Source organism: Nocardioides xinjiangensis (genome assembly GCF_017916455.1).
Taxonomy (GTDB): Bacteria; Actinomycetota; Actinomycetes; order Propionibacteriales; family Nocardioidaceae; genus Nocardioides; species Nocardioides xinjiangensis.
This window is the reverse complement of sequence record NZ_JAFMSY010000003.1, coordinates 259029-282478: the sequence shown is the minus strand read 5'-3', so window position 1 is coordinate 282478 and position 23450 is coordinate 259029. Positions and strand designations below refer to the sequence as shown.

25 protein-coding genes are annotated in these 23450 nt (G+C 73.2%); 9 read left to right on the top strand and 16 right to left on the bottom strand.

Going from position 1 to position 23450, the window contains the following annotated elements; all coding sequences use genetic code 11:
- Nucleotides 1-16: 16 nt before the first annotated feature.
- The 6 genes from J3P38_RS14830 to J3P38_RS14805 all read right to left on the bottom strand — a co-directional run bounded on the left by J3P38_RS14830 (nucleotide 17) and on the right by J3P38_RS14805 (nucleotide 5127).
- Entirely contained in the window at nucleotides 17-394 is a 378-nt protein-coding gene (locus J3P38_RS14830) for a cytidine deaminase (protein ID WP_210440521.1), read from the bottom strand.
- Entirely contained in the window at nucleotides 391-1707 is a 1317-nt protein-coding gene (locus J3P38_RS14825) for a hemolysin family protein (protein ID WP_210440520.1), read from the bottom strand. Before J3P38_RS14825 ends, J3P38_RS14830 begins: the two co-directional genes overlap by 4 nt.
- A 21-nt stretch (nucleotides 1708-1728) precedes the next feature.
- Nucleotides 1729-2190, bottom strand: a complete 462-nt coding sequence (gene ybeY, locus J3P38_RS14820) for an rRNA maturation RNase YbeY (protein ID WP_210440519.1) — start codon at nucleotides 2188-2190, stop codon at nucleotides 1729-1731.
- On the bottom strand, nucleotides 2187-3239 hold the full coding sequence (locus tag J3P38_RS14815) for a PhoH family protein (RefSeq protein WP_210440518.1): 1053 nt from the start codon (nucleotides 3237-3239) through the stop codon (nucleotides 2187-2189). Before J3P38_RS14815 ends, ybeY begins: the two co-directional genes overlap by 4 nt.
- Nucleotides 3240-3514: 275 nt before the next feature.
- Nucleotides 3515-4768, bottom strand: a complete 1254-nt coding sequence (locus tag J3P38_RS14810; protein WP_210504210.1) for a hypothetical protein — start codon at nucleotides 4766-4768, stop codon at nucleotides 3515-3517.
- Between the two features lie 5 nt (nucleotides 4769-4773).
- A complete protein-coding gene (locus J3P38_RS14805; protein WP_210504209.1) occupies nucleotides 4774-5127 on the bottom strand; it encodes an HIT domain-containing protein in 354 nt (117 codons plus the stop codon).
- Nucleotides 5128-5202: 75 nt separating this feature from the next.
- Here J3P38_RS14805 and J3P38_RS14800 point away from each other — a divergent pair, with 75 nt between their 5' ends.
- The gene (locus J3P38_RS14800) at nucleotides 5203-6192 is read left to right on the top strand and encodes a Gmad2 immunoglobulin-like domain-containing protein (protein ID WP_210504208.1); all 990 of its coding nucleotides are present in this window, start codon (nucleotides 5203-5205) and stop codon (nucleotides 6190-6192) included.
- Between the two features lie 15 nt (nucleotides 6193-6207).
- Here the strand turns inward: J3P38_RS14800 and J3P38_RS14795 are convergent, their stop codons facing one another.
- From J3P38_RS14795 to hrcA, 3 genes are read right to left on the bottom strand one after another with little or no spacing between them, the layout of a single operon-like run.
- Nucleotides 6208-6948 carry a 16S rRNA (uracil(1498)-N(3))-methyltransferase gene (locus J3P38_RS14795; RefSeq protein ID WP_210504207.1) on the bottom strand — a complete coding sequence of 247 codons (741 nt, stop codon included), beginning with the start codon at nucleotides 6946-6948 and terminating at the stop codon, nucleotides 6208-6210.
- A 3-nt stretch (nucleotides 6949-6951) separates the two neighbouring features.
- A complete protein-coding gene (gene dnaJ, locus J3P38_RS14790; RefSeq protein WP_210504206.1) occupies nucleotides 6952-8127 on the bottom strand; it encodes a molecular chaperone DnaJ in 1176 nt (391 codons plus the stop codon).
- Entirely contained in the window at nucleotides 8124-9146 is a 1023-nt protein-coding gene (gene hrcA, locus J3P38_RS14785) for a heat-inducible transcriptional repressor HrcA (protein WP_210504205.1), read from the bottom strand. The genes dnaJ and hrcA overlap by 4 nt, the downstream gene beginning before the upstream one ends.
- 79 nt (nucleotides 9147-9225) lie before the next feature.
- Here hrcA and J3P38_RS14780 point away from each other — a divergent pair, with 79 nt between their 5' ends.
- The 4 genes from J3P38_RS14780 (at nucleotide 9226) to J3P38_RS14765 (ending at nucleotide 12183) form a co-directional block, all read left to right on the top strand.
- Nucleotides 9226-10089 carry an MBL fold metallo-hydrolase gene (locus J3P38_RS14780; protein ID WP_210504204.1) on the top strand — a complete coding sequence of 288 codons (864 nt, stop codon included), beginning with the start codon at nucleotides 9226-9228 and terminating at the stop codon, nucleotides 10087-10089.
- Nucleotides 10090-10169: 80 nt separating this feature from the next.
- On the top strand, nucleotides 10170-10853 hold the full coding sequence (locus tag J3P38_RS14775) for a hypothetical protein (protein ID WP_210504203.1): 684 nt from the start codon (nucleotides 10170-10172) through the stop codon (nucleotides 10851-10853).
- A gap of 74 nt (nucleotides 10854-10927) precedes the next feature.
- Entirely contained in the window at nucleotides 10928-11254 is a 327-nt protein-coding gene (locus J3P38_RS14770; RefSeq protein WP_210440509.1) for a hypothetical protein, read from the top strand.
- Nucleotides 11255-11334: 80 nt separating this feature from the next.
- Nucleotides 11335-12183, top strand: coding sequence for a DUF3097 domain-containing protein (locus J3P38_RS14765; protein ID WP_210504202.1), 849 nt, complete (start codon nucleotides 11335-11337; stop codon nucleotides 12181-12183).
- A gap of 57 nt (nucleotides 12184-12240) precedes the next feature.
- On the opposite strand, the gene hemW is transcribed toward J3P38_RS14765, so the two are convergent.
- The 5 genes from hemW to lepA all read right to left on the bottom strand — a co-directional run bounded on the left by hemW (nucleotide 12241) and on the right by lepA (nucleotide 19019).
- Entirely contained in the window at nucleotides 12241-13458 is a 1218-nt protein-coding gene (gene hemW, locus J3P38_RS14760) for a radical SAM family heme chaperone HemW (RefSeq protein ID WP_210504201.1), read from the bottom strand.
- Between the two features lie 303 nt (nucleotides 13459-13761).
- On the bottom strand, nucleotides 13762-15582 hold the full coding sequence (locus J3P38_RS14755; protein WP_210440506.1) for an AMP-dependent synthetase/ligase: 1821 nt from the start codon (nucleotides 15580-15582) through the stop codon (nucleotides 13762-13764).
- Nucleotides 15583-15728: 146 nt separating this feature from the next.
- Nucleotides 15729-16661, bottom strand: coding sequence for an aminoglycoside phosphotransferase family protein (locus tag J3P38_RS14750; protein ID WP_210504200.1), 933 nt, complete (start codon nucleotides 16659-16661; stop codon nucleotides 15729-15731).
- A gap of 43 nt (nucleotides 16662-16704) precedes the next feature.
- Nucleotides 16705-17145: a HutD family protein gene (locus J3P38_RS14745; RefSeq protein ID WP_210504199.1), complete on the bottom strand. Its 441-nt coding sequence runs from the start codon at nucleotides 17143-17145 to the stop codon at nucleotides 16705-16707.
- On the bottom strand, nucleotides 17145-19019 hold the full coding sequence (gene lepA, locus J3P38_RS14740) for a translation elongation factor 4 (protein WP_210504198.1): 1875 nt from the start codon (nucleotides 19017-19019) through the stop codon (nucleotides 17145-17147). The genes J3P38_RS14745 and lepA overlap by 1 nt, the downstream gene beginning before the upstream one ends.
- Before the next feature lie 107 nt (nucleotides 19020-19126).
- Here lepA and J3P38_RS18460 point away from each other — a divergent pair, with 107 nt between their 5' ends.
- Entirely contained in the window at nucleotides 19127-20032 is a 906-nt protein-coding gene (locus J3P38_RS18460; RefSeq protein ID WP_210504197.1) for a DMT family transporter, read from the top strand.
- 104 nt (nucleotides 20033-20136) lie between these two features.
- Here the strand turns inward: J3P38_RS18460 and J3P38_RS14730 are convergent, their stop codons facing one another.
- On the bottom strand, nucleotides 20137-20667 hold the full coding sequence (locus tag J3P38_RS14730; RefSeq protein ID WP_307807933.1) for a GNAT family N-acetyltransferase: 531 nt from the start codon (nucleotides 20665-20667) through the stop codon (nucleotides 20137-20139).
- Between the two features lie 83 nt (nucleotides 20668-20750).
- Between J3P38_RS14730 and J3P38_RS14725 the strand changes: the two genes are divergently transcribed.
- From J3P38_RS14725 to rpsT, 3 genes are all read left to right on the top strand, one after another.
- Nucleotides 20751-21710, top strand: coding sequence for a phosphotransferase family protein (locus J3P38_RS14725; protein ID WP_210504196.1), 960 nt, complete (start codon nucleotides 20751-20753; stop codon nucleotides 21708-21710).
- Between the two features lie 34 nt (nucleotides 21711-21744).
- On the top strand, nucleotides 21745-21915 hold the full coding sequence (locus J3P38_RS14720; RefSeq protein WP_210504195.1) for a hypothetical protein: 171 nt from the start codon (nucleotides 21745-21747) through the stop codon (nucleotides 21913-21915).
- Nucleotides 21916-22112: 197 nt separating this feature from the next.
- Nucleotides 22113-22373, top strand: a complete 261-nt coding sequence (gene rpsT / locus J3P38_RS14715; protein WP_210440499.1) for a 30S ribosomal protein S20 — start codon at nucleotides 22113-22115, stop codon at nucleotides 22371-22373.
- Nucleotides 22374-22458: 85 nt separating this feature from the next.
- Here the strand turns inward: rpsT and holA are convergent, their stop codons facing one another.
- The gene (gene holA, locus J3P38_RS14710; RefSeq protein ID WP_210504194.1) at nucleotides 22459-23445 is read right to left on the bottom strand and encodes a DNA polymerase III subunit delta; all 987 of its coding nucleotides are present in this window, start codon (nucleotides 23443-23445) and stop codon (nucleotides 22459-22461) included.
- Nucleotides 23446-23450 lie beyond the last annotated feature (5 nt).

Here is a 23450-nt window from a genome sequence, read left to right as displayed (position 1 = left end):
ACGGTGCGCGAGCGCCTCACCGGCCGGTGGTCGTCCCAGCCGTGGTCGTCCGGGTGTGCAGCCGCCCCGCCACGTCGCCGACGAGCACGGGCACGTCGGTGCCGGCGAAGTCGCGAGCCGCCCGCAGGTCGACCTCGGCGCTCGCCGCACCGGTGTCGACGAGGACGACGGCCGCCTCGAGCCCCGCCGAGGCCGACGACACCGCCATCGCGACGCAGACCTCGAGCGCGGACAGGCGCAGGTGCTCGAGGTCCACGCTCGCGGCGGCGTACGTGCGCCCGTCGAGGTCGCGCACCGCGGCGCCCTCCGCGGCGCGAGCGCGGGCTCGGGTGGCGCGGGCGAGGGTCAGGAGCTTGGCGTCCTCGGCGCTCAGGTCGCCGGACAGGTCGGTCATGGCGTGAGTCTAGAGAGCGCCGCGTCGTCGGTGGCGCCGTCGTCCGCGGTGGGCAGCACCGTGACGAGCACCGTCTCGATCTTGTTGCGGCGACCGGTCGCGCGCTCCGCCTCGAGCCGCAGGCCGTGGCACTCCACGACCGAGCCGGGGATCGGGACCTTGCCGAGGTGCTTGGCCATCAGCCCGCCGACGCTGTCGACGTCGTCGTCCTCCACGGGGAAGCCGACGAGCTCGTCGAGGTCGTCGACCGGGTAGCGGGACGAGACGCGGATCGCCCCGCCGTCGACGTGCTCGACCTCGACCTCGGCGACGTCGTGCTCGTCGGTGATCTCGCCGACGATCTCCTCCAGCACGTCCTCGATCGTGATCAGGCCGGCCGTGCCGCCGTACTCGTCGACGACCACCGCGATGTGCTGGCGTCGCGCCTGGAGCTCCGTCAGCAGCGCGTCGACCGGCTTCGAGTCCGGGACGTAGTGAACCGGGCGCATCACCTCGTCCACGCGCTGGGTGAACTCGACGTCGGGTGCCTCGAAGTCGCGCCGCACCACGTCCTTGAGGTAGGCCATCCCGACGATGTGGTCGAGGTTGTCGTCGATGACCGGGATGCGCGAGTAGCCGCTGCGCAGGAACAGCGACAGCGTCTGGCGCAGGTTCTTGTGGCGCTCGATGTAGACCACGTCGGGGCGCGGGACCATCACCTCGCGGGTGATGGTGTCGCCGAGCTCGAACACCGAGTGGATCATCCGGCGCTCCCCCGACTCGATGACCGCCGAGGCCTCGGCCAGGTCGACGAGCTCGCGCAGCTCGGTCTCGGTCGAGAACGGGCCCTCGCTGAAGCCCCGGCCCGGGGTGATCGCGTTGCCGAGCAGGATCAGCAGCGCCGGGACGGGCCCGAGGATGGTGGTGACGAGCGAGAGCGGGCCGGCCGAGGCCAGCGCCACCTTCACGTCGTGCTGGCGTCCGATGGTGCGCGGCGCCACCCCGATCACCACGAAGGACACCACCAGCATCACGCCGATGGTGGTGAGGAACGTCGGGACGGGCGAGCCGTGGTAGGCGTCGCGCGCCCAGGTGGCGACGAGCACGATGGCGCTGATCTCGCACAGCAGCCGGAGCATCAGCGCGGTGTTGAGGTAGCGCGCCGGGTCGCCGAGCAGCAGCACGAGCCGGGTCGCGCCGGCCCGGCCCTCGGCCTTCAGCTCCTCCGCGCGGGCGCGCGAGAAGCTGCCGAGGGCGGCGTCGGCCGCGGAGAACAGGCCGGCGAGCAGCACGAGCAGGGCGGCGGTGCCGAGCTGCCAGATGTCAGCGGTCATGGGGTGTCCGGTCGGGAGCGCTCAGGCGGAGGCGGCGACGGCGCGCCACTTCTCCAGCAGCTCGCCCTGCAGGCCGAACATCACGGCGTGCTCGTCGGGCTCCGCGTGGTCGTAGCCGAGCAGGTGCAGGATGCCGTGCACCGTCAGCAGCTCGATCTCCGCCTCGCGGCCGTGACCGGCCTCCTCGCCCTGGCGCTCGGCGACCGCCGGCGACAGCACCAGGTCGCCGAGCACGCCCTCCTCGGGCTCCTCGTTGACCTTGCCCGGGCGCAGCTCGTCCATCGGGAAGGCCAGCACGTCGGTCGGGCCCTCCTTCTCCATCCACTGCTCGTTGAGCTCGGCGATGGTCTCCTCGTCGACGGCCTTGATGCACAGCTCGGCCTGCGGGTGGACCCGCATCTGCTCCATCACGAAGCGCGCCAGGTGCGACAGCCGGCGTACGTCGAGCTCGAGGCCCGACTCGTTGAGGACCTCGATGCTCATCGCGGGCCCCGCGGCCGGTCGCGCTCGGCCTTCGCCACCTTGGACTTGGGGCGGCTGGCCTCGCGCTCGGCGTCGAAGACCTCGTAGGCCTCGACGATGCGACCGACCAGGCGGTGCCGGACGACGTCGGTGCCGGTCAGGCGGCAGAAGGTGATGTCGTCCACGCCCTCGAGGATGCCCTCGACGACCCGGAGGCCGGACTGGGTGCCTGACGGCAGGTCGACCTGGCTGGTGTCGCCGGTGACGACGATGCGCGAGCCGAAGCCGAGGCGGGTGAGGAACATCTTCATCTGCTCCGGCGTGGTGTTCTGCGCCTCGTCGAGGATGATGAAGGAGTCGTTGAGCGAGCGACCACGCAGGAACGCCAGCGGCGCCACCTCGATGGTGCCGGCCGACAGCAGCTTGGGGATCGTCTCGGGGTCGACCATGTCGTGCAGCGCGTCGTACAGCGGCCGCAGGTAGGGGTCGATCTTCTCGCTCAGGGTGCCGGGCAGGAAGCCCAGCCGCTCGCCCGCCTCGACGGCCGGCCGGCTCAGGATGATCCGGTTGACCTCCTTGGCCTGCAGCGCCTGCACCGCCTTCGCCATCGCGAGGTACGTCTTGCCCGTGCCGGCGGGCCCGATGCCGAAGGTGATGGTGCTCTTGTCGATGGCCTCGACGTAGCGCTTCTGGTTGACCGTCTTGGGCCGGATGGTGCGGCCGCGGTTGGACAGGATGTTGAGGCTCAGCACGTCGGCCGGCCGCTCCTGCGTCTCCGTGCGGAGCATCTGGATGATCCGCTCGACGGTCTCGGCGGTGACGCCCTGGCCGGTGCGGACGAGCGTGACGACCTCGTCGAGGAGGCGCTCGGCCATCGCGACCTCGGCGGACTCGCCGGCCAGGGTGATCCGGTTGCCCCGGACGTGGACGCTGGCCTCGAAGGCCCGCTCGATGAGGCGGAGGTGCTCGTCGCCCGGACCCAGGACCGAGACCATGTCGATGCTGTTGGGGACGACGACGGTGTGCGTCGGACGGTCCTGCGAGGAACCTGCGTGGTTGGTCTCAGTCATGATGCCCGGGTCGGGCGGCCTTCCCATCGGTGTCAGAGGCCCTCCATGCTACCGACCGGCCGGCGCGCGGCCCACCTGAATCGGGGTGACCCGTGCCGCCCCCCGTTCGCCGTTGCGGCCGCGCGGTCCCCCGCCGCGCCCCCCGTCCCCGGGTAACGCCACCACGTACGCGCTCCCGCCCCCGCCGGTGGGGGCGGGAGTGCACCTTCGGTGGCGTTGCCCGGAGTGCCGCGACCGCCGGTGGACGGGGCGAGCGGGCCGGCGGTCAGGGGCGGTCAGGGGCGGGTGACCTGCAGCATGCCGAGGCACATCTCGTCGGTGGTGCCCTCGCCCCACACGACGTAGCGGTCGGGCTGGCCCTCGAAGGCGGGCAGCCTGTCGCGCAGCCACTGGACGTGGCGGCAGGTGACCTCCACCTGCTGGAACGGCTCGAGGTGCACCGGCTCGATCGACCGGCTGCCCTGGTCGTCGAAGTCCCACACCGGGATGTCGAGGATGGTGCGCGCCCGGGGGGTGCCCGGGTCGACCTCGATCCGCAGCGACCGGCCGAGCAGGTGCATGTGGCCGGCGACCCCGTGGATCGTGATCGGCTCGCCGAGCGTGCGGACGCACGACTGCACCTCGCTGGCTCGCGGCTCGCCGCCGCACAGCAGGTGGAGCAGGTCGGCGGTGCTGCCCTCGGCGCCGAAGCGCTCCTTGACGTCCGCCACGGCCGCCGGCCGGTCGCACAGCGGGCTGTCGGAGTGCTTCGGCCGGCACGGCAGCTCGACCGGCGCCGGCAGCAGCATCGTGCTGAGCGCCTGGTAGTCCCGGCTGCCCGGGGCGAGCCGGAGCTGGGCCGCCGAGGTGTCGGGCGGCTGGCCCGCCAGCAGGTTGTAGTGGACCTGCATGACGATGCGGCTGCCCTCGGCGAGGCGTACGCCGAACCCCGCCTTGGTCACCGACTCGGTGCCGCCCGGTGCCCAGGCGCCGATCCACGACGACCGGTCGACGTCCTGGAACCGGTCGAGGCCGGTGCCGCCGAAGCAGGTCCAGCCCTCGTCCTCCTCGGCGGCGTCCTTGGCCTCGGCCGCGGCGACCTGCTCCGGCGGGACCTGGAAGAGGATCACGTGGTGGACCACGTCCGGGTTCCCCGGGAGCACCTGGGTGCCGGTGAGCCAGGTGTCGCGGTCCAGCCCGGGGTCGAGCAGGAAGCAGCGGTAGTCGTCGGTGCCGGTGCCGTAGGGGGCGGACGGCGTGTAGCTGCCCGGCATCGCGACGGTCGTCCGGCTCTCGCCCGCGCGCAGCGGCTTCGACCGGGCCGGCTCGGCGTGGTGGCCGCCGTGGCCGGCACCGTCCCCCCCGGCGTCCGCGCTCGCCCCGTCGTCGGACGCAGCGGCGGCACCGCCCCCGCCCTGCGCGTCGGGCTCGGTCGTGCCGGTCCCGGAGCCGGCGGACCGGGCGGCGCCGTCACCGCCGCAGGCCGACAGGGCCAGCAGCGCGGCGGCGAGGAGCGCCGCGGGGGCGGAGCGCGAGCGGGCGCGGCGCATGCCGCTCAGACCAGCGTCTCGGTCATGCTCGACGAGCCGCCCAGCACGTGCAGGTGCGTGTGGAAGACCGTCTGGCCGGCACCGGCGCCGGTGTTGGCGACGAGCCGGTAGTCCTCGTTGCCGGACGCCTTGGCCACCTCGTCGGCGAGCGTGACCAGGTGGCCGATGATCGCCGGGTCGGCGGCAGCGGACGCGGCGGCGTCCTCGTGGTGCTCGAGCGGCACGACCAGGGCGTGGAACGGTGCCTGCGGAGCGAGGTCGGCGAAGGCGATGGCGTGGTCGTTGCGGCCCAGCACGTCGGCGGGGATCTCGCCCGCGACGATCTTGCAGAAGACGCAGTCGTGCGACGTGGCGCTCATCGCGTCATCGTACGGCCCGTACGAGGCGGCGTGTGCGCGGATCCGCGGACGCCGGCTGGCCGTACGGTGGCGACCATGACGCTCCTTGCTTCCCCGACCCGACGGGTACGACGCCGGGCGGGCGCCGCCGCCGTGGTCGTGGCCGGTGCGCTCGCGCTGGGCGCGTGCAGCGCCGGAGACCAGGCGCCGGTGTCCGACCCGACCGGGCAGGAGACCGCGACCCCCGAGCCGGGCGGCGAGCCGAGCGAGCCGGAGCCGACGGACCCGACGGACCCGACGGGGACCTCCGAGACGCCGGGGACGTCGCCCGGGACCGACGCGCCGACCGACGGCGCGGCCGGCACCGCGGTGCCGGTCTACTTCGCCGGCGACGGGCCTGGCGGGCGCACCGTGCTGTTCCGGGAGTTCCACCGGGTCGAGGGCGACCCGCTGACGGAGGCCGCGAGGCTGGTGGCCGGCGGCGGGCAGCCCGACGACCCCGACTACCGGACGCTCTGGCCGGCCGTCGACATCGCGGCCGTCACCGCCACCGACGGCGTGCTGCTCGTCGAGGTCCCGACCGACGCCTTCACCGAGGCGCCGGACGGCATGTCGAGGCGGGAGGCCAGGCTGGCGCTGCAGCAGCTGGTCTACACGCTGCAGGGCGTGCAGCAGGACCGCGTCCCGGTGGTGGTCGAGCGCACCGACGCCCCGCCGCGCCTCTTCGGGCTGCCGACCGACGCCCCGTTCGAGGCGGCGCGAGCGCTGCGCACGCTGAACCTCGTCAGCATCACCTCTCCCGCAGAGGGCGACACCGTCAGCGGCGACGCGCTGGCGATCACCGGGGTGGCCAACTCGGTCGAGGCCTCGGGTCCGTGCCGGATCCTCCGCGGCCGCGAGGAGCTCGCCGCGGGCGGCTACCAGGCGGAGGCCTGGATGGGGAACCGGCTCTTCCCCTTCGAGGCCGAGCTGCCGCTCGACGGCATCACCGGCGAGGTGACGCTGCGCTGCGAGACCGACGACCCCAGCGGTGGCACGGAGGGCCCCGGACCGGCCGTCGACACCAAGACCATCACCGTGCGGTAGGCGACCTGACGCCGCTCAGGACCAGCGCGGCGTACGGGCCAGCAGCGCGGCCACCGCCACGACGCCGGCGGTGGAGGTGCGCAGCACCTCCGCGCCCAGACGTACGACGTGGGCGCCCGCGTCGGTGAGCGTGGCGAGCTCGTCGTCGGCGATGCCGCCCTCCGGGCCGACCACGACGACCACCCGACCGGAGGCCGGCACGTCGAGCGCGGCCAGGGGCACGTCGGCGTCCTCGTGGAGGACGACGGCCAGGTCGGCGGCCGCGACGACATCGGCGGCCTCGGCCGTCGACGCTAGCGGCGCGACGGTCGGCAGCCACGAACGCCGTGACTGCTTGGCGGCCTCGCGCGCCGTCGCCTGCCACTTGGCGTGCGACCTGGCGGCCCGCTCGCCCTTCCAGACGGCGACGGAGCGGGACGCCGCCCACGGCACGATGCGGTCCGCCCCCACCTCGGTGAGCACCTCGACCGCGAGCTCCCCGCGGTCGCCCTTCGGCAGGGCCTGCACCACCGTGATCGCCGGCGACGGCCGCTCCTCGAGCGCCACGGCGTCGACGGACACGGTGAGCACCCGCTTGCCGGTCGAGGCGACGGTGCCCGTGACGGAGGTCCCGAGGCCGTCGGTCAGCACCAGCCGCTCCCCCTCGCGCAGCCGGCGCACGGCGACGGCGTGGTGCGCCTCGTCGCCGGACACCTCGACCACCGCACCGGCGGCGACCCCCGCCAGCGACGGCACGAGGTGGACCGGGAGCGACACGCCTCAGCCCTGGAACGCGTCGCGCAGCCGGCCGAACATCGACCTGTGCGGGGCCTCGTTCTTGCCGTCGGGCTGCTCCTCGCCGCGGATCGCCGCCAGCTCGCGCATGAGCTCCTCCTGGCGCGCGTCGAGCCGGGTCGGCGTCTCCACGACGATGCTGACGACCAGGTCGCCGCGCCCGCCGCGCAGGCTGGGCACCCCGAAGCCGCGGATCACCTGCTCGCTGCCCGACTGGGTGCCGGGATGCACCTCGAGGTCGTAGGTCGTCGTGGTGCCGGCGTCGCCCGACTGCGTCTCCGAGCGCGGCAGGTCGGCCTCGAGCAGCGGCAGCGTGAGCCGGGTGCCGAGCGCCGCCGCCGTCATCGGCAGGGACACCGTGGTGTGGAGGTCGTTGCCGTGCCGGGTGAACGTCTTGTGCGGCTCCACGTGGATCTCGACGTAGAGGTCACCGGCCGGCCCGCCGCCGGGACCGACCTCGCCCTGGCCGGTGAGCTGCACCCGGGTGCCGTGGTCGACGCCTGCCGGGATCTTCACGGTCAGCGTGCGACGCGAGCGCACCCGGCCGTCGCCGGAGCACTCCCGGCACGGGTCGGGGATGATCGAGCCGTAGCCGCGGCACGCCGCGCACGGGCGCAGGGTGCGGATCTCGCCGAGGAACGAGCGCTGCACGACGGCGACCTCGCCCTGGCCGTGGCAGGTCTCGCAGGTGACCGGCGACGTGCCGGGCGCGGTGCCCTCGCCCGCGCACGCCTCGCAGCGCAGCGCGGTGTCGACCTTGATGTCGCGGGTGACGCCGAAGGCCGCCTCGGCCAGCTCGACGTCGAGGCGGATCAGCGCGTCCTGCCCGCGCCGGGCACGCGAGCGGGGCCCGCGCGTCTGCGCGCCGCCGGGGGCACCGCCGCCGAAGAACGCGTCCATGATGTCGGTGAAGCTGAAGCCCTGGCCGGCGCCGCCGAAGCCCTGGCTGAACGCGTCGCCGCCACGGTCGTACGCCGCGCGCTTGCCCGGGTCGCTCAGCACCTCGTAGGCGCGGGAGACGTCCTTGAACCGCTCCTGGGTCTCCGGGTCGGGGTTGACGTCGGGGTGGAGCTGCCGCGCGAGCTTGCGATAGGCCTTCTTGATCTCGTCCGCGCTGGCGTCGCGCGAGACGCCGAGGATCTCGTAGGGGTCCTGGGTCACTGGTTTCCTTCATCGAGGATCCGGGAGACGTAGCGCGCGACGGCACGCACGGCTGCCATGGATCCGGGGTAGTCCATCCGGGTCGGTCCCACCACGCCGAGGGATCCGAGGTGGAGCTCCTGCGGGCCGTAGCCGGTGGCCACGACGCTCGTGGCGGCGAGCTCGGAGTAGGGGCCTTCGTGCCCGATGCGCACCGTGAGCGCATCGACGCCCGACTCCCCCAGCAGCTTGAGCAGCACCACGTGCTCCTCCAGCGCCTCGAGCAGCGGGCGGACGGCGGTGTCGAAGTCGCCGTAGCGAGCCAGGTTCGCGGTGCCGCCGACGGCGACGCGCTCGTCGCTGCGGTGGTCGGACATCGCCTCGGTCAGCACCCCGACGATCGCCCGGGCGGAGTCCGCCTGGCCGGGGCGCACGTTCTCGGGCAGCGCGCCGAGGGCGGCGGCCGCCTCGGCGATCCGCACCCCGGCGGTGACCTGGTTGACCGAGACCCGCAGCTCGGCGAGGTCGGCGTCGACGACCGCCTCGTCGAGCTCGACGAGGCGCTGCTCCACGCGGCCGGTGCTCAGGATGAGGATCACGAGAATGCGGGTCGGCGTCAGCGCGACGAGCTCGACGTGGCGGACGGTGGAGCGCGAGAGCGTCGGGTACTGCACGATCGCGACCTGGCGGGTCAGCTGGCTCAGCAGCCGCACGGACCGCTGCACCACGTCGTCGAGGTCGACGGCCCCGTCGAGCAGCGTCGCGATCGCCCGGCGCTCGGCGGCGCTCATCGGCTTGAGCGTGGCGAGCTTGTCGACGAAGAGCCGGTAGCCCTTGTCGGTCGGCACGCGCCCGGCGCTGGTGTGGGGCTGGTGGATGTAGCCCTCGTCCTCGAGCGCGGCCATGTCGTTGCGGACGGTCGCGGGCGAGACCCCCAGGCCGTGCCGCTCGACCAGCGCCTTGGAGCCCACGGGCTCCTCGGTGGCGACGTAGTCCTCGACGATCGCGCGCAGCACGTCGAGCTTGCGGTCGTCGACCATGAGCCCTCCTTGCTGCTCGTGTGCTGGCACTCCTTCGTCCTGAGTGCCAACTCTACTAGGGAACCGTAGGCTCGTGGACATGCCCGACGACAGCGCCCGGTTCACCGAGGTGGCACCGCGCGTGTGGGTGGCCCACTACGACTGGATGCACGTCAACATCACGCTGGTCGGCGGCTCCGACGGCCTCCTCATGGTCGACACCCACGGCTCCGCGGCGCAGGCGCGACTCGTCGCCGACGACGTACGCCGCCTCGGCGCGGGACCGCTCACCGGGCTGGTCAACACCCACGAGCACTGGGACCACCACTTCGGCAACGCCACCATGGTCGAGCAGTTCGGCGACATGCCGATCCACGCCACCGAGTGGGCGCGCGACCACGTGCAGAAGTCCGCGCGGCACACGTTCGAGCAGTACGAGCGCGACACCGCCGACCCCCGGCGCGACGAGGTCCTGGCGACCACCGTGCGCCCGCCCACCCACACCTTCTCCTCGGCCGTGCAGCTCGACCTGGGCGACCGTGCCGTCGAGCTCGTCCATCCGGGCCGGGGCCACACGGCGGGCGACCTCGTCGTCCGGGTGCCGGACGCCGACGTGCTGCTCGGCGGCGACCTCGTCGAGGAGTCCGACCCGCCCTTCATCGGCGACGACTCGTGGCCGCTGGAGTGGCCGACGACGCTGGACCTGGTGCTGGGCCTGATGACCGACCGCACGGTCGTGGTGCCCGGGCACGGCCGGGTCGTCGACAAGTCGTTCGTCCAGGACCAGCGGGTGGACCTGGGCGTGATCGCGGAGGCCGTGCGCGACCTCGCCTCGCGCGGCGTGCCGCAGTCGGAGGCCCTCGCCCAGGGTGAGTGGCCCTGGGACCCCGCCCTGCTGGAGAGCGCGGTCCGCCGGGGCTACGAGCACCTCCCGCGCGCCCAGAGGCGACTCCCCCTGGTCTGACCCGTCCCGGACGAGGTGACCCGTCTGGCCCGGCGGGCGCGTCAGGGTTAGGGTTGCCTTACCTGATCCGTGGAGGCGCCATGACCCCGGCAGCTGCAGCCCTGATCGCACGCAGCGTCCTGTCGTGCCCGAGCGCGGTCACGCTCCGCGTCGACGGCGCCGACCCGGCCGTCGAGCACGACGGCTGCGAGGTGACGACCGACGTCCACGGCGTACCCGTCTTCGCCACCGCGCCGGGATCGGCGCTCGTCGCGGGCGCCGAGCACGGCCGAGGCGCGGTGGTCGAGGTCAGCAGCGGCCTGGGAGCCCCCGCCACGCGCGAGCGTGGGCTGCGCCTCGTCATGCGGGGCCGGCTGGGCCGGCGCGAGGCCGGCTGCCGGTGCTGCGCCGACGACCGCGCGCTCGTCGCGGTCGAGCTGGAGGCGGTCATGTTGCTGCGCGGGTCGCTGGCGGTCCCGGTGGACCTGCACGAGTTCCGCGACCGGCGCCACGTGCTGAACGAGGGCTACCTCCAGCGCACCGCCGAGCACGCCAACGAGGCGCACGAGCCCGAGCTGCGCACGGCCACGGCGGCCGCGCTCGGGCTGCCGGTGCGCACGCTCCTGGCCGCGGGCCTGCGGCGGGTCGACCCGGGCGGCGTGGAGGTCGCCTGGGTGGACGAGGCCGGCGCGCACACGCGGCGCCTCGAGTTCGTCCAGCCGGTCACCACCCCGCAGGAGCTCGACGCGGCGCTGCGCTCACGCCTGCACGCCGGCCTCTGCTGAGCGCGGCGCCTCGCGGCGCCGCCCACCCGGAGGGGGCTGGACCGGTGGTCGCCCGGCTCGGTAGGACTGGGGGCATGACCGACAACGAGTCCCAGCAGGACCCCGGCGAGACCCCCGAGGCAACGAGCGGCACGAGCCCGGCGGACTCCGACCACTCCGGCGACACGGCCTCGCCCTCCGAGGCGACCCTCGGCGGCATCTCCGACGACCAGCTTCCCGAGGACCTCCAGCCCGGCGAGGACAACCCGCTCGCCCAGCCGCTGGACCCCGACGACGAGGCGACCAAGAGCCGCGAGGAGCTCGAGATGGACGCCACGCAGGAGGAGGACGAGCGGATCGCCACCGGCGGGGGCGCCAACAGCGGCGAGGGCGCCGAGGGCGACGGCCTCGCCGAGGGCTGATCCGCCGCCCCGTCGCCCGGATCGTCGGGGCACGGCGTGCCACCACCAGTTGGGGGCGCCGGTGCGCCTACCGTGTGCCGGTGCCTGCTGATCGCTACGGAACCGACGTCCTCTCCGGTGACTGGAGGGCCCCGAGGAACGGCCGCGCCGTGGAGGTCCCGACGGAGCTCGGGATGGTCGTCGAGGAGGTCACCACCGACTGGTGCGGCGAGGTCGTCGCCGTCGACCGCGACATCGACACGCTGACGCTGGAGGACCGGCGCGGCAAGCGGCGCACGTTCCCGCTCGGCCCGGGGTTCCTCCTCGAGGGCCGGCCGGTCGTCCTGACCCGGCCGGTCCGCGGCGGGGCGCCCGCCGCCCCCGCGCGCACGGCTTCCGGCTCGGTCGCGGTGCCCAACGCCCGGGCTCGCGTGGCGCGGGCCAGCCGCATCTTCGTCGAGGGCCGCCACGACGCCGAGCTCGTCGAGAAGGTCTGGGGCGACGACCTGCGGATCGAGGGCGTCGTCGTGGAGTACCTCGGCGGCGTCGACGACCTCGCCGACCACCTGCGCGACTTCAGGCCGGGGCCGGAGCGCCGCGTCGGCGTGCTGGTCGACCACCTCGTCGCCGGGTCGAAGGAGGCCCGGATCGCGCAGGGCATCGCCCGCTCCCCCATCGGCAAGCACGTGCTGGTGGTCGGGCACCCGTTCATCGACATCTGGCAGGCCGTGAAGCCCGACCGCCTCGGCATCCCGCGCTGGCCGTCGGTCCCCAAGGGCATCGACTGGAAGACCGGGACCTGCCAGCAGCTCGGGTGGCCCCACCGCGACCAGGCCGACATCGCCCGCGCGTGGAAGCACATCCTCGGCCGGGTCTCCTCCTACGCCGACCTCGAGCCCGCCCTGCTGGGCCGGGTCGAGGAGCTCATCGACTTCACGACCCAGCCCTGACCGACCCAGACCTGACCGGCCCAACCCTGGCCGGCCCGGTCCCGACCGGCCCCGGGCTCAGTCCACGAGGTCGCGGACGACCGCGTCCGCGAGCAGGCGCCCGCGCTGGGTGAGCACCAGCCGCTCGGCGACGAGCTCGACGAGGCCGTCGGCGACGAGGCGGGCGACGTGGGAGCGTCCGGTGGCCTCGAGCGCGGTGACCGGGAGTCCCTCGACCAGGCGGACCTCGAGCAGGATCCGCTCGACGCGCTGGTCGTGGTAGCCGAGCACCTCGCGGGCCAGGGCGGGTGACACGCCGCGCGCCAGCCGGCCGGCGTACGCCGCGGGGTGCTTGACGTTCCACCAGCGGACCCCGCCCACGTGCGAGTGCGCACCGGGGCCGACGCCCCACCAGTGGCCGCCGGTCCAGTAGAGCAGGTTGTGGCGGCACCAGTGATCGGGTGAGGTGGCCCAATTGGACACCTCGTACCAGCTCATGCCGGCGGCCGACAGCTTCTCGTCGACGAGGTGGTACTTGTCGGCGAGGTCGTCCTCGTCGGGCATCGGCAGCTCGCCGCGGGCGACCTGGCGCGCCATCGCGGTGCCGTCCTCGACGATGAGGGAGTACGCCGAGACGTGGTCGGGCCGGCACTCGAGCGCCGCGTCGACGGACGTCTCCCAGTCGGCGAGCGACTCCCCCGGCGTGCCGTAGATGAGGTCGAGGCTGATGTCGTCGAAGCCGGCCTGCCGCGCCCACTCGACCGCCGCCGGCACCCGCAGGGGGTCGTGGGTGCGGTCGAGCGTGCGCAGGACGTGGTCGACGGCCGACTGCATGCCGAAGCTGATGCGGTTGAAGCCGGCCGTGCGCAGCTCCTCGAGGTCCCACGCCGCGACGCTGTCGGGGTTGGCCTCCGTGGTGATCTCGATGTCGTCGGCGAGGCCGAACTCGGCCGCCGCGCTCGCCACGATGGCGCCGAGGTCGGCCGGCTTCAGCAGCGTCGGGGTGCCCCCTCCGAAGAAGATCGTCTCGATCGGCACGTCACGGTGGCCCAGCACGTGGCGGGCGAAGCGGATCTCGCGGATCGCGGCCTCGGCGTACGACGCGCGGCTGGCGCCGACCTCGTCGCCGAGCTCCGGGGCGGTGTAGGTGTTGAAGTCGCAGTAGCCGCAGCGCACGGAGCAGAACGGCACGTGCACGTAGAGCCCGAACGGTCGGGTGCCGAACTCCGCCCACGCCTCGTCGGGCAGCAGGCCGTCCTCGGGGGCGGAGTCGCCGTCGGGTTGAGCGGGAGGCACGTCAGGTATCCAACCACGGGATCCCCCGCTCCCCAGATCGGCACGGTGAGCGTCGCGGTGCAGCCGGCGGCCACCGAGCCCAACATGTCGGCCATCTGCAGCGAGGGGCCGTCGCCGACGACGCCGTCGGAGTCCAGGGAGACGCCGTGGGGAGACGACGGATGGGTGCCAGTGGTCTCTCCCTGGCACCCATCCGACCGGCTCGTCCTGTGCACCGGCAGTGCGCAGCCTCGGCCCCCGCCCTGACCGGGCGCACCTGAGCGGGCGCACGCCGACAAGGCGTACCCGACCAGGCGTACCCGACTAGGCGTACATCGCCTCGATCAGGGCCTTGTGGTTCTGCTCGACGACGTTGCGCTTGACCTTCATGGAGGGGGTGAGCTCACCCGACTCGATCGTCAGGTCGTGGTCGAGGACCTGCCACTTCTTGATGGTCTCCCAGCGGTTGAGGTGGCTGTTGAGCTCGTCGATGTAGCCGCCGACCATCTTCTGCACCTCGTCGGAGCGGACGATCTCGGTGTAGGACTTCCCGCCCATGCCGTTCTCCTCGGCCCACGCGGCCATCGCGTCCGGGTCGAGGGTGACGAGCGCGACGCAGAAGTTGCGCTCGTCGCCGAAGACCATGAACTGGCTGGCGTAGGGGCACACGGCCTTGAACTTCGACTCGATCGCCGGCGGCGCGATGTACTTGCCCCCGGAGGTCTTGAAGAGCTCCTTGAGGCGTCCGGTGATGACGAGGTGCCCGTCCTCGTCGAGGGCGCCCTTGTCGCCGGTGTGGAGCCAGCCGTCGGCGGTGAGCGTGCGCGCGGTCTCCTCGGGGAGGTTGTGGTAGCCGTCCATCACGCCGGGGCCCTTGATGAGGATCTCGTCGTTCTCGCCGAGCTTGACCTCGCTGCCCGGGAAGACCGGCCCCACGGTGCCGAACTTGTTCTGGTCGGGGTGGTTGACGAAGGAGCCGGCCGAGGTCTCGGTGAGCCCGTAGCCCTCGAGGATCGTGATGCCGGCTGCACCGAACCACTCCGCGATGTCGCGGTTGAGGGCGGCGGCGCCGGAGATGAAGAAGCGCACGTTGCCGCCGAACCGGTCGCGGATCTTCGAGAACACCAGCTTGTCGAAGAGCCCGTGCTGCACCTTCAGTCCCAGCGGGACGGACTTGCCCTCGCGCTTGAGCCGCTCGACCTCGAGGCCGACCTCGAACGCCTTCTTGAAGATCTTCTCCTTGGCGCCACCCTCGGCGGCCTGCATGGTGACGATGCGGCCGTGCGCCTTCTCGAAGATGCGCGGTGCGGCCCCCATGAACGTCGGCTTCACCACGCCCAGGTTGTCGACGATCTTCTCGACGCGGCCGTCGATGGCGGCGGCGAAGCCGCACGCCATCTGCGTCGACATCAGCACCTTGCCGAACGAGTGGGCCATCGGCAGCCAGCGGAACTCGAGGTCGTCGGGCCCGAGGATGCCCTGCGCGCGGATCGCCTCGCCCTCGTAGACCCACGACGAATGGCGCAGGCGCACGCCCTTGGGGCGACCGGTCGTGCCGGAGGTGTAGATCAGGGTGGCGAGCTGGTCGGGGCGGATGGCCTGCGAGGTGGTCCGCACGACGTCGGGCTGCTCGGCGAGCCGCTTCGCGCCGAGCTCGGCGAGGTCGTCGAGGCTGATCACCCAGTCCCCGTCGGCCCTGCCCTCGAACGTGACGACCTTCATCACGTGCGGCAGCTCCGCGCGGTGCGCGGTGAGCTTGGCCAGCTGCTCGTCGTCCTCGGCGAACACGACCCGGCTCTCGGAGTCACCGAGGATGTAGACGGTGTCCTCGGCGTTGGTGGTGGGGTACACCGTGGTGGTGGCCCCGGCGGCGCACATGATCGCGAGGTCGGCGAGGATCCACTCGTAGCGGGTGCCGGACGCGATGCCGACGCGCTGCTCCGGCTCGACGCCCAGCACGATCAGGCCGGCGGCGAGGGCCTCGACCTTGTCCCCGGCCTGCTTCCAGGTGACGGACTCCCACGCCTCGCCGCGCGGGAAGCGGAACGCCTCGCTGTCGGGAGACGCGGCGACGCGCTCGAAGAACTGGACGGCCACGTTGGCCGGCATGGTGTCCAGGAAGGACGTGTCGGCGGTGATCGGCATGGATTACCTACAATCGTCGGAGCGTGGCGGTACGCGCCACACAGCGGGCTGGCTGCTGACTTGGCTGTAACCTAGATCACCGCCTTTACCCAGCGGTAGCGAACCGCCGCAATTGTCCGGTGACCGCACCTGGATCGGTCCTCGCCTCAGTCCTGCACCGCCTTGGTGATCGCCACGCACCGGGTGATCCACTCCTGCTCGTCGGCGGTGAGCCGGCGTCCCGCACGGCGGGCGTCCTGCACCGACCAGCCGGCGTTGAGGACGGTGCGGACCACGACCCAGTCGCGGGCCCGTGCCTCGTCGAGCCCGGCCGCGTCGACGAGGGCGTGGAAGCGCCGGCGCAGCCCCTCGCGCACCGACCCGACCGCCAGCGGACCGCTCAGCTCGTCCATGCGGTTCCACAGCATCGGCGCCGGCTCGTAGTGCGGGTCGCCGGCCATCGGCTTCGGGTCGATCGCGCGCCACTGCCCCGACGCGTCCGCCAGGACGTTGGCGTAGTGCAGGTCGCCGTGCACGACCACGGAGCCGCTGTCGTCCGCGACCAGGTCGGGACCGAGGGCGAGCGCCTGCTCGACGTACCTGCGCGGGACCGGCAGGTCGCGTCCGAGCTCCTCGAGGTCCCGCAGCCAGCGCTCGACGTACGACGCCACGCTCGCCAGCTGCGGCAGGGCGGGGATGTGCAGCTGCCGGTGGAGGTCGCCGACCACCTCGCACGCCTCGACGTCCCAGGCGTCAGCGAGGTCCGGCCCCGGCAGCCAGTCGAGCAGGAGCGCGCGCCGGCGCGGGTCGGCGCGCACCAGGCGTACGGCGCCGCGACCGCCCCAGTGCTGCAGCGCGAGGGCCTCGTGGCGGGACTCCTCGTCCCCGTCGAAGCCGATCTTGAGGGCGCGGGGTGCGCCGTCGGCGTCGGTCACCGGGACGAGCAGCGAGCAGCGGCCGTGCAGCGGCTCCTCGGTCGCGCGGAGCCGCCACTCGGCGAGCAGGTCGGCGCAGAGCCGCGGCAGCCGGTCGCGCCACCGCGCCCAGTCCGGTCCTCGTCCGCCCTGCGACGACAGGCCCTGCGGGATGGTGACGGGCATGCCCCGAGCCTAGGCTCCGCGCCGCGGGCACGGACGCGTGCGGTCAGCCGATCGGCTCGAGGGTGACCACGGCGACGGTGCACCGCCCGGCGACCTCGCCGGGGCCGCGAACCAGGGTGCGGGCGTCGCCGCCGGTGAGGACGTACGCCGCCTGGTCGCCGGCCAGCGGGAGCGTCGACGACCGGCCCAGCTCGAGGACGGTGACGAACGGCGAGACGGCCGCCGGGTCGACGACCACCTCGAGCGCGCGCACGGCGCCCTCCGGCACCGACGCCACCACCGCGGCGTCGGCGGGGACGGCGTACGGGCGGTGCGGCTCCACGACCGCGCTCTGACCGTCGACCTCGAGGCCGAGCACCGGACCGTCGACCACGGTGAGCAGCCGGGCGCGGCCCGGAGCGGCGGGCAGCGGTCCGTCGGCGGCGACCGCGAGCAGGCTGATCCGCCAGCTGTGGTCGTCGGCGCGTGCGAGCTCGCGGTCCACTACTTCTTGCCGGACTTCTCCGCCGGCTGCGTGGTGGACAGCGCGGCGACGAACGCCTCCGGCGGCACCTCGACCGAGCCGATGTTCTTCATCCGCTTCTTGCCCGCCTTCTGCTTCTCCAGCAGCTTCCGCTTGCGGCTGATGTCACCGCCGTAGCACTTGGCCAGCACGTCCTTGCGGATGGCGCGGATGGTCTCGCGGGCGATCACGCGGGCGCCGATCGCGGCCTGGATGGGCACCTCGAACTGCTGGCGCGGGATGAGGTCCTTGAGCTTCGACGCCATCATCACGCCGTAGGAGTAGGCGGCCTCGCGGTGCACGATCGCGCTGAACGCGTCGACCGGCTCGCCCTGGAGCAGGATGTCGACCTTCACCAGGTCGGCGGCCTGGTCGCCGGAGCGCTCGTAGTCGAGCGAGGCGTAGCCCTTCGTGCGCGACTTCAGCTGGTCGAAGAAGTCGAAGACGATCTCGCCCATCGGCAGGGTGTAGCGCATCTCGACACGGTCCTCGGAGAGGTAGTCCATGCCCTGCAGGTTGCCGCGCTTGAGCTGGCACAGCTCCATGATGGTGCCGATGAAGTCGGCCGGCGCGAGGATCGTCGCCTTCACGATCGGCTCACGGACCTCCGCGACCTTGCCGTCGGGGTACTCGCTGGGGTTGGTGACCTCGTGGTGGGTGCCGTCGTCCATGACCACCTCGTAGACCACGTTGGGCGCGGTCGAGATGAGGTCGAGGTTGAACTCGCGCTCGAGGCGGTCGCGGGTGATCTCCATGTGGAGCAGGCCGAGGAACCCGCAGCGGAACCCGAAGCCCAGGGCGCCGGACGTCTCCGGCTCGTAGGTCAGCGCGGCGTCGTTGAGCTGGAGCTTCTCCAGGGCGTCGCGCAGCGTCGGGTAGTCGTCGCCGTCGATCGGGTAGAGACCGGCGTAGACCATCGGGTTCGGGTGCTTGTAGCCGCCGAGCGGCTCCGTCGCGCCGTGGTGCTGGGAGGTGACCGTGTCGCCGACCCGTGACTGGCGCACGTCCTTCACGCCCGTGATCAGGTAGCCGACCTCGCCGACGCCGATCTCGCCGGCCTTCACCGGCTCCGGGCTGATCACCCCGACCTCGAGCATCTCGTGCACCGCGTTGGTCGACATCATCTTGATCCGGTCGCGGTGGCTCAGCTTGCCGTCGACCACGCGCACGTAGGTGACCACGCCGCGGTAGGTGTCGTAGACGGAGTCGAAGATCAGCGCGCGGGCCGGCTTGGTGGCGTCGCCGACCGGCGCCGGGGTCTGCCGCACGATCTCGTCGAGGAGCGCCTGGACGCCGACGCCCGTCTTGGCGCTGGTCAGCAGCACCTCCTCGGGCTCGCAGCCGACCAGGCCGGCGAGCTCGGCGGCGTACTTCTCCACGTTGGCGCTCGGCAGGTCGATCTTGTTGAGCACCGGGATGATGTGGAGGTCCGCGGCCATCGCGAGGTAGAGGTTCGCCAGCGTCTGCGCCTCGATGCCCTGGGCGGCGTCGACGAGCAGGATCGCGGCCTCGCACGCCTCGAGGCTGCGCGAGACCTCGTAGGTGAAGTCCACGTGGCCGGGGGTGTCGATCATGTTGAGGACGTAGGTCCCCGGCTCGGCGCCCGCGGCGTTGCCGGCCTCGACCGTCCACGGCATCCGCACGGCCTGCGACTTGATGGTGATGCCGCGCTCCCGCTCGATGTCCATCCGGTCGAGGTACTGCGCGCGCGCCGCCCGCTCGTCGACCACCCCGGTCAGCTGCAGCATCCGGTCGGCCAGGGTCGACTTGCCGTGGTCGATGTGCGCGATGATGCAGAAGTTGCGGATGATCGACGGGTCGGTCGAGCCAGGCTGCGGCGCGTTTGTGAGGCTCACGGACTGCTTTCAGGGGTACGACGGCGGGATCGCGTCATTCTTCCACGCGGGTCGTGCCCCACCGAACCGGCGGGCGCCCGCGCGAGGGCGGACGCTAGCGTGCTCGCGTGGCGCCGAGGACGAGTCCGGGACTCCCCCTCCTCCCGGCGGCGGCCTTCGTGCTCGTGTGGTCCTCCGGCTACATCTCGGGTCCGGCGGCCGTCCATGCCGCAGCGCCCGTCTCGGTGCTCGCGTGGCGCTTCGTCCTCGCCGCGCTGCTCGCGACCGGCCTCGCGCTCGCCCTGCGCCGGCCCACCCGGATGGACCGCGCCACGCTCGGCCGCGTGGCAGCCGTGGGACTGGTGATGAACGCGCTCCAGTTCGGCCTGATGTACGTCGCCTTCGACCTCGGGCTCGGGGCCACGCTGGCCTCGCTCTTCCACGCTCTCAGCCCGGTGCTCACCGCCCTCCTCGCGGCCGCGCTCCTCGGTGAGGCGGTCTCCCCGCTGCAGGTGGTCGGCTTCGTGGTCGGCGTGGCCGGCGTCCTGCTCGTGCTGGGGGCAGACCTCGGGCACGCCGGCGGCCCGGTCGCCGTGCTCATCGGCTCCCTCAGCATGCTGACGCTCAGCCTCGGCACCCTCGGCCAGCGGTGGATCGGCGCGCAGCCCGACCTGCTCTGGTCGGCGGCGGTCCAGTTCGCGGTGTCCGCTCCCCCGCTGCTCGTCCTGGGCTGGACGACCGAGGGCGCCTGGCCGGTCACGGACGGCCGGGAGGCGCTCGTCGCGGTCCTTTTCCTCGCGGTCGTGAACTCGATCCTCGGGCTGGTGCTGCTCTCGCTGCTCGTGCTGCGTGGCGGGTCCGGCGCAGCGGCGAGCCTGTTCTTCCTCAGCCCGCCGGTGACGGCGGTGCTCGCCTGGCTGCTGCTCGACGAGACGCTGTCGGCCGTCCAGCTCGTCGGCCTCGTGGTGGCGGTGGTCGGCGTCGGGGCGGCCACGCGCACCCGTCGTACGCCGGTCCCTCCCCCGCCCGCCTGACGCCCACCCGCCCGCCTGACGCCCGCCCGCCTGACGCCCGCCCCTCGGTAGTCCACCGGGAAGTGGCTGCCGGACCGCCCGCGGGACGACCAGAACCCGGTGGACTACCCCGAGGTGGGCACCCAGTACCGCCGCTTGGCCCCCCGCACGTCCTCCAGCTCGCCGCCCGCGGCCTCGATGACCCGGATCGAGCCGTGGTTGTCCACGTCGCAGGTCACCAGGGCCGGGTCGACGCCCAGCCCGGACGCCCAGGGCAGGGCCTGCCGCAGCATGGCGGTGGCATGTCCCTCGCGCCGTCGCGACGGACGTACGTCGTAGCCGATGTGCCCGCCCACCTCGAGCAGGAAGTCGTTGAGCACGTGCCGGATGGCGAGGCGGCCCAGGTAGTCATCGCCGTCCACCCACCACAGCGTCGTGCACGGCACGTGCCGCTCGGGCCGCGGCGTTGCGGGCAGGGCGTCGGCCCGAACCGCCTCGACGAAGGCCGCGAACGCCTGCGGCTCCTCCCACCTCGGCGCATGTCGCTCGATCCACGCCGCGGTCTGGGTGTGCTCGGCGCCCTCCGCGACGAACTCGTCCATCGCCGCGAGGAAGGACCGGTGGACCGACGTGGTCGGCAGGACGAGATCGGGCACGGCACCAGTCTCGCGGGAACGTCCGAGGCGGTGCCAGCGGATATCGGCTCGTGGCGCGCCGCCGGGTGGGGAAGGATGCCGCCATGTCCCGCGCGCCCCTCGCCCCCTATCCCGCCCCGCACGGGAGGACGGCCCGGCGCCTGGAGTGGGGCTTCCTGCCGCCGCACCTCCGGGCGTACATCGAGCGACGGTGCGGCTCCCCCGTCGCGTCCGCCACCTCGCAGACCACCGGCTTCACGCCCGGCTTCGCCTCGGTGCTGGTGTGCGAGGACGGCTCGCGCCACTTCGTGAAGGCGGCGTCGGTGAAGGCGCAGCGCATGTTCGCGGACTCCTACCGCGAGGAGGCGCGCAAGCTCGCCGCCCTGCCGGCCGGGGTCCCGGCCCCGCGGCTGCTGTGGCACCTCGACGACGACTGGGTGGTGCTGGGCATCGAGTACGTCGCCGGGCGCGCGCCGCACCGGCCGTGGCGCGCGGCCGACCTCGACGCGCTCCTGGACTCCCTAGAGGTCGCGGCCGACGCGCTCACCCCGCCCCCGGGGGAGCTCGCGCTGGACACGGCCGAGGCGGACTTCGCCCCGCTGGTCGCCGGCTGGACCGCCCTGCGGGAGCGCCGCACCGACCTGGGCCCGGCCCGCCTCGCCGAGGCCGAGGCACTGGCCCTGCGCTACGCCGACGTCGTGGGCGGCGAGACGCTCGTCCACACCGACATCCGCTCCGACAACGTCATCATCGACGCCGACGGTCGCGCCCTGGTCTGCGACTGGAACTGGCCGGTCCGCGGCGCCGCGTGGTTCGACTCCTTCGCCGCCCTCATCGGACCCCGCGGCGAGGGCATCGACGTCGACGCCGTGATCGCCTCGCGCCGCCTCCTGCGGCACGTCGACCCCGAGGCCTTCGACATCAACCTGGCGCTCTACGTCGGCTACTTCCTCACCCAGTGCGAGCTGCCCGTGCCGCCCACGTCCCCGCACCTGCGCGACCACCAGCGCTGGCAGGGCGAGGTGTGCTGGGACTGGCTCGCCGAGCGGCGCGGGTGGTCGTGACCCCACGTCGCCGCCGCTGCTGGAGGCAGGGGACGTGGTCGTCACCGCCTTCCTCGCCGGCTTCGGCGCGCACCTGGCCGTGCCGTCCGTCGTGGCGGTCGACGTGAACCTGCCGAGGCTCGAGGACTTCCGGATCACCGAGTCACGACGCATGCTGGGTGCCGTCGCGCGCCGCACCGGCCGCCCGGTCCCGGGCGGTGGGTGAGACGCTCGCCGGGCCCGATGGCCTGCACGGCGCACCTCCGCCTGCGCGATTTGGGCGGGTACGCGCCCTGCCGGTAGTGTTTCTCCCTGCATGTCCGGCACCCGACCCCCACGCTCCTCTCGGCTGGGGGGTTGCCAGGCAGCCGACAGGCACGAGACTTCCATTCCAGACCAGCTCTGACATCCGAGGATCACCACGTGGCGAACATCAAGTCCCAGATCAAGCGCAACAAGCAGAACGAGGTGCGCCGCCAGCGCAACCAGGCCGTGAAGTCGCGCCTGAAGACCGCCGTTCGCAAGTTCCGCGAGCTGGCCGAGGCGGGCGACAAGGACGCGGCCGTCGCCGCCGGTCGCGACGCCATGAAGGCCCTCGACAAGGCCGCCTCCAAGGGCGTCATTCACGCCAACCAGGCCGCCAACCGCAAGTCGTCGATCGCCAAGAAGGCCGCCGCGCTCTGACGCAGGCCCTCCTCGTCGGACACCCGCCCCTCGTGGCGGGTGTTTCGCATTTCCGGGGCGTCACCCCCGGGCGTCGGCGCCGCCCTCAGCGGGAGTCGCGCAGGCCGGCGACGGTGAGCACGAGCCGCTCGAGGGTGTACGACGCGTCGTGCGCCTGACCCTTGACGTCGGCGTCGGCGACGGCGACGGCGCGCACCGCCGCGGCGATGCCCTCCGGGCTCCACGAGCGGGACTGGTCCCGCACGGTGCGGACCTTCCACGGCGGCACGCCGAGGTCGCGGGCGAGGTCGGCGTCGCGCGCTCCGCGGGGGGCACCGAGGTAGCGCGCGAGGCTGCGGGCCGAGGCCGCCATCGCCGAGGTGACCAGCACGGGAGCGGTGCCCGAGTCGAGCGCCCAGCGCAGCTCCTCGAGCGCCACCGCGCGCTTGCCGGCGAAGGCCGCGTCGGCGACGGTGAAGGACTTCGCCTCTGCACGGCCGCCGAAGTATCGCTGCACCTTGTCGACCGTCAGCTGCTCGCCGTGGAAGTCGCTGGTGAGCTGGTCGGCCGCAGCCGCCAGCGAGCGCAGGTCGTTGCCGACGGCCTGGACGAGGAAGGCGGCGGCGTCGGGCACGATCCTGGCGCCGTGCGAGGCGACCTCCGAGGTCACGAAGGCCGCCATCTCGCTGGGCCGTACCTCCTCGGACCTCGCCTCCGTCACCCGCGGCAGCTTGCGCAGCTTGGTCAGCACGCCGCTGCCCTTCTGCCCTCCTGAGTGCACGAGCACCAGCGCGACGTCGTCGGCCGGCGCTGCGCAGTAGCCCAGCAGGCCGTCGACCGACTCGTCGGGGAGGTCCTCGAGCCCCCGCACGACCACGCACCGCACCGAGGAGAACAGCGACGGTGCGGACATCTCGCCGAGCGAGGCGAGGGTGAGCTCGGAGGCCATCGTCTCGGCGAGCTCCGCCTCGGCGTCGTGGGCGCGCACGGCCTCGCGCACCGACGCGACGGTGCGCGCGGAGAGGAACTCCTCCTTGCCCGTCACGAGGACGACGTGGCCGAGGACCTGCGCGGCGGAGGGGGTGCGTGCCATGGTGC

Coding starts and splice junctions, on each gene's coding strand:
- J3P38_RS14755 (WP_210440506.1), bottom strand. CDS start 15,582: ATGCCGATCACCGCCGACACGTCCTTCCTGGACACCATGCCGGCCAAC.
- J3P38_RS14725 (WP_210504196.1), top strand. CDS start 20,751: ATGTCCCGCGCGCCCCTCGCCCCCTATCCCGCCCCGCACGGGAGGACG.
- J3P38_RS14830 (WP_210440521.1), bottom strand. CDS start 394: ATGACCGACCTGTCCGGCGACCTGAGCGCCGAGGACGCCAAGCTCCTG.
- J3P38_RS14770 (WP_210440509.1), top strand. CDS start 10,928: ATGACCGACAACGAGTCCCAGCAGGACCCCGGCGAGACCCCCGAGGCA.
- J3P38_RS14750 (WP_210504200.1), bottom strand. CDS start 16,661: ATGCCCGTCACCATCCCGCAGGGCCTGTCGTCGCAGGGCGGACGAGGA.
- J3P38_RS14825 (WP_210440520.1), bottom strand. CDS start 1,707: ATGACCGCTGACATCTGGCAGCTCGGCACCGCCGCCCTGCTCGTGCTG.
- J3P38_RS14810 (WP_210504210.1), bottom strand. CDS start 4,768: ATGCGCCGCGCCCGCTCGCGCTCCGCCCCCGCGGCGCTCCTCGCCGCC.
- holA (WP_210504194.1), bottom strand. CDS start 23,445: ATGGCACGCACCCCCTCCGCCGCGCAGGTCCTCGGCCACGTCGTCCTC.
- hrcA (WP_210504205.1), bottom strand. CDS start 9,146: ATGGTCGACGACCGCAAGCTCGACGTGCTGCGCGCGATCGTCGAGGAC.
- J3P38_RS14775 (WP_210504203.1), top strand. CDS start 10,170: ATGACCCCGGCAGCTGCAGCCCTGATCGCACGCAGCGTCCTGTCGTGC.
- ybeY (WP_210440519.1), bottom strand. CDS start 2,190: ATGAGCATCGAGGTCCTCAACGAGTCGGGCCTCGAGCTCGACGTACGC.
- J3P38_RS14780 (WP_210504204.1), top strand. CDS start 9,226: ATGCCCGACGACAGCGCCCGGTTCACCGAGGTGGCACCGCGCGTGTGG.
- J3P38_RS14805 (WP_210504209.1), bottom strand. CDS start 5,127: ATGAGCGCCACGTCGCACGACTGCGTCTTCTGCAAGATCGTCGCGGGC.
- J3P38_RS14800 (WP_210504208.1), top strand. CDS start 5,203: ATGACGCTCCTTGCTTCCCCGACCCGACGGGTACGACGCCGGGCGGGC.
- J3P38_RS14815 (WP_210440518.1), bottom strand. CDS start 3,239: ATGACTGAGACCAACCACGCAGGTTCCTCGCAGGACCGTCCGACGCAC.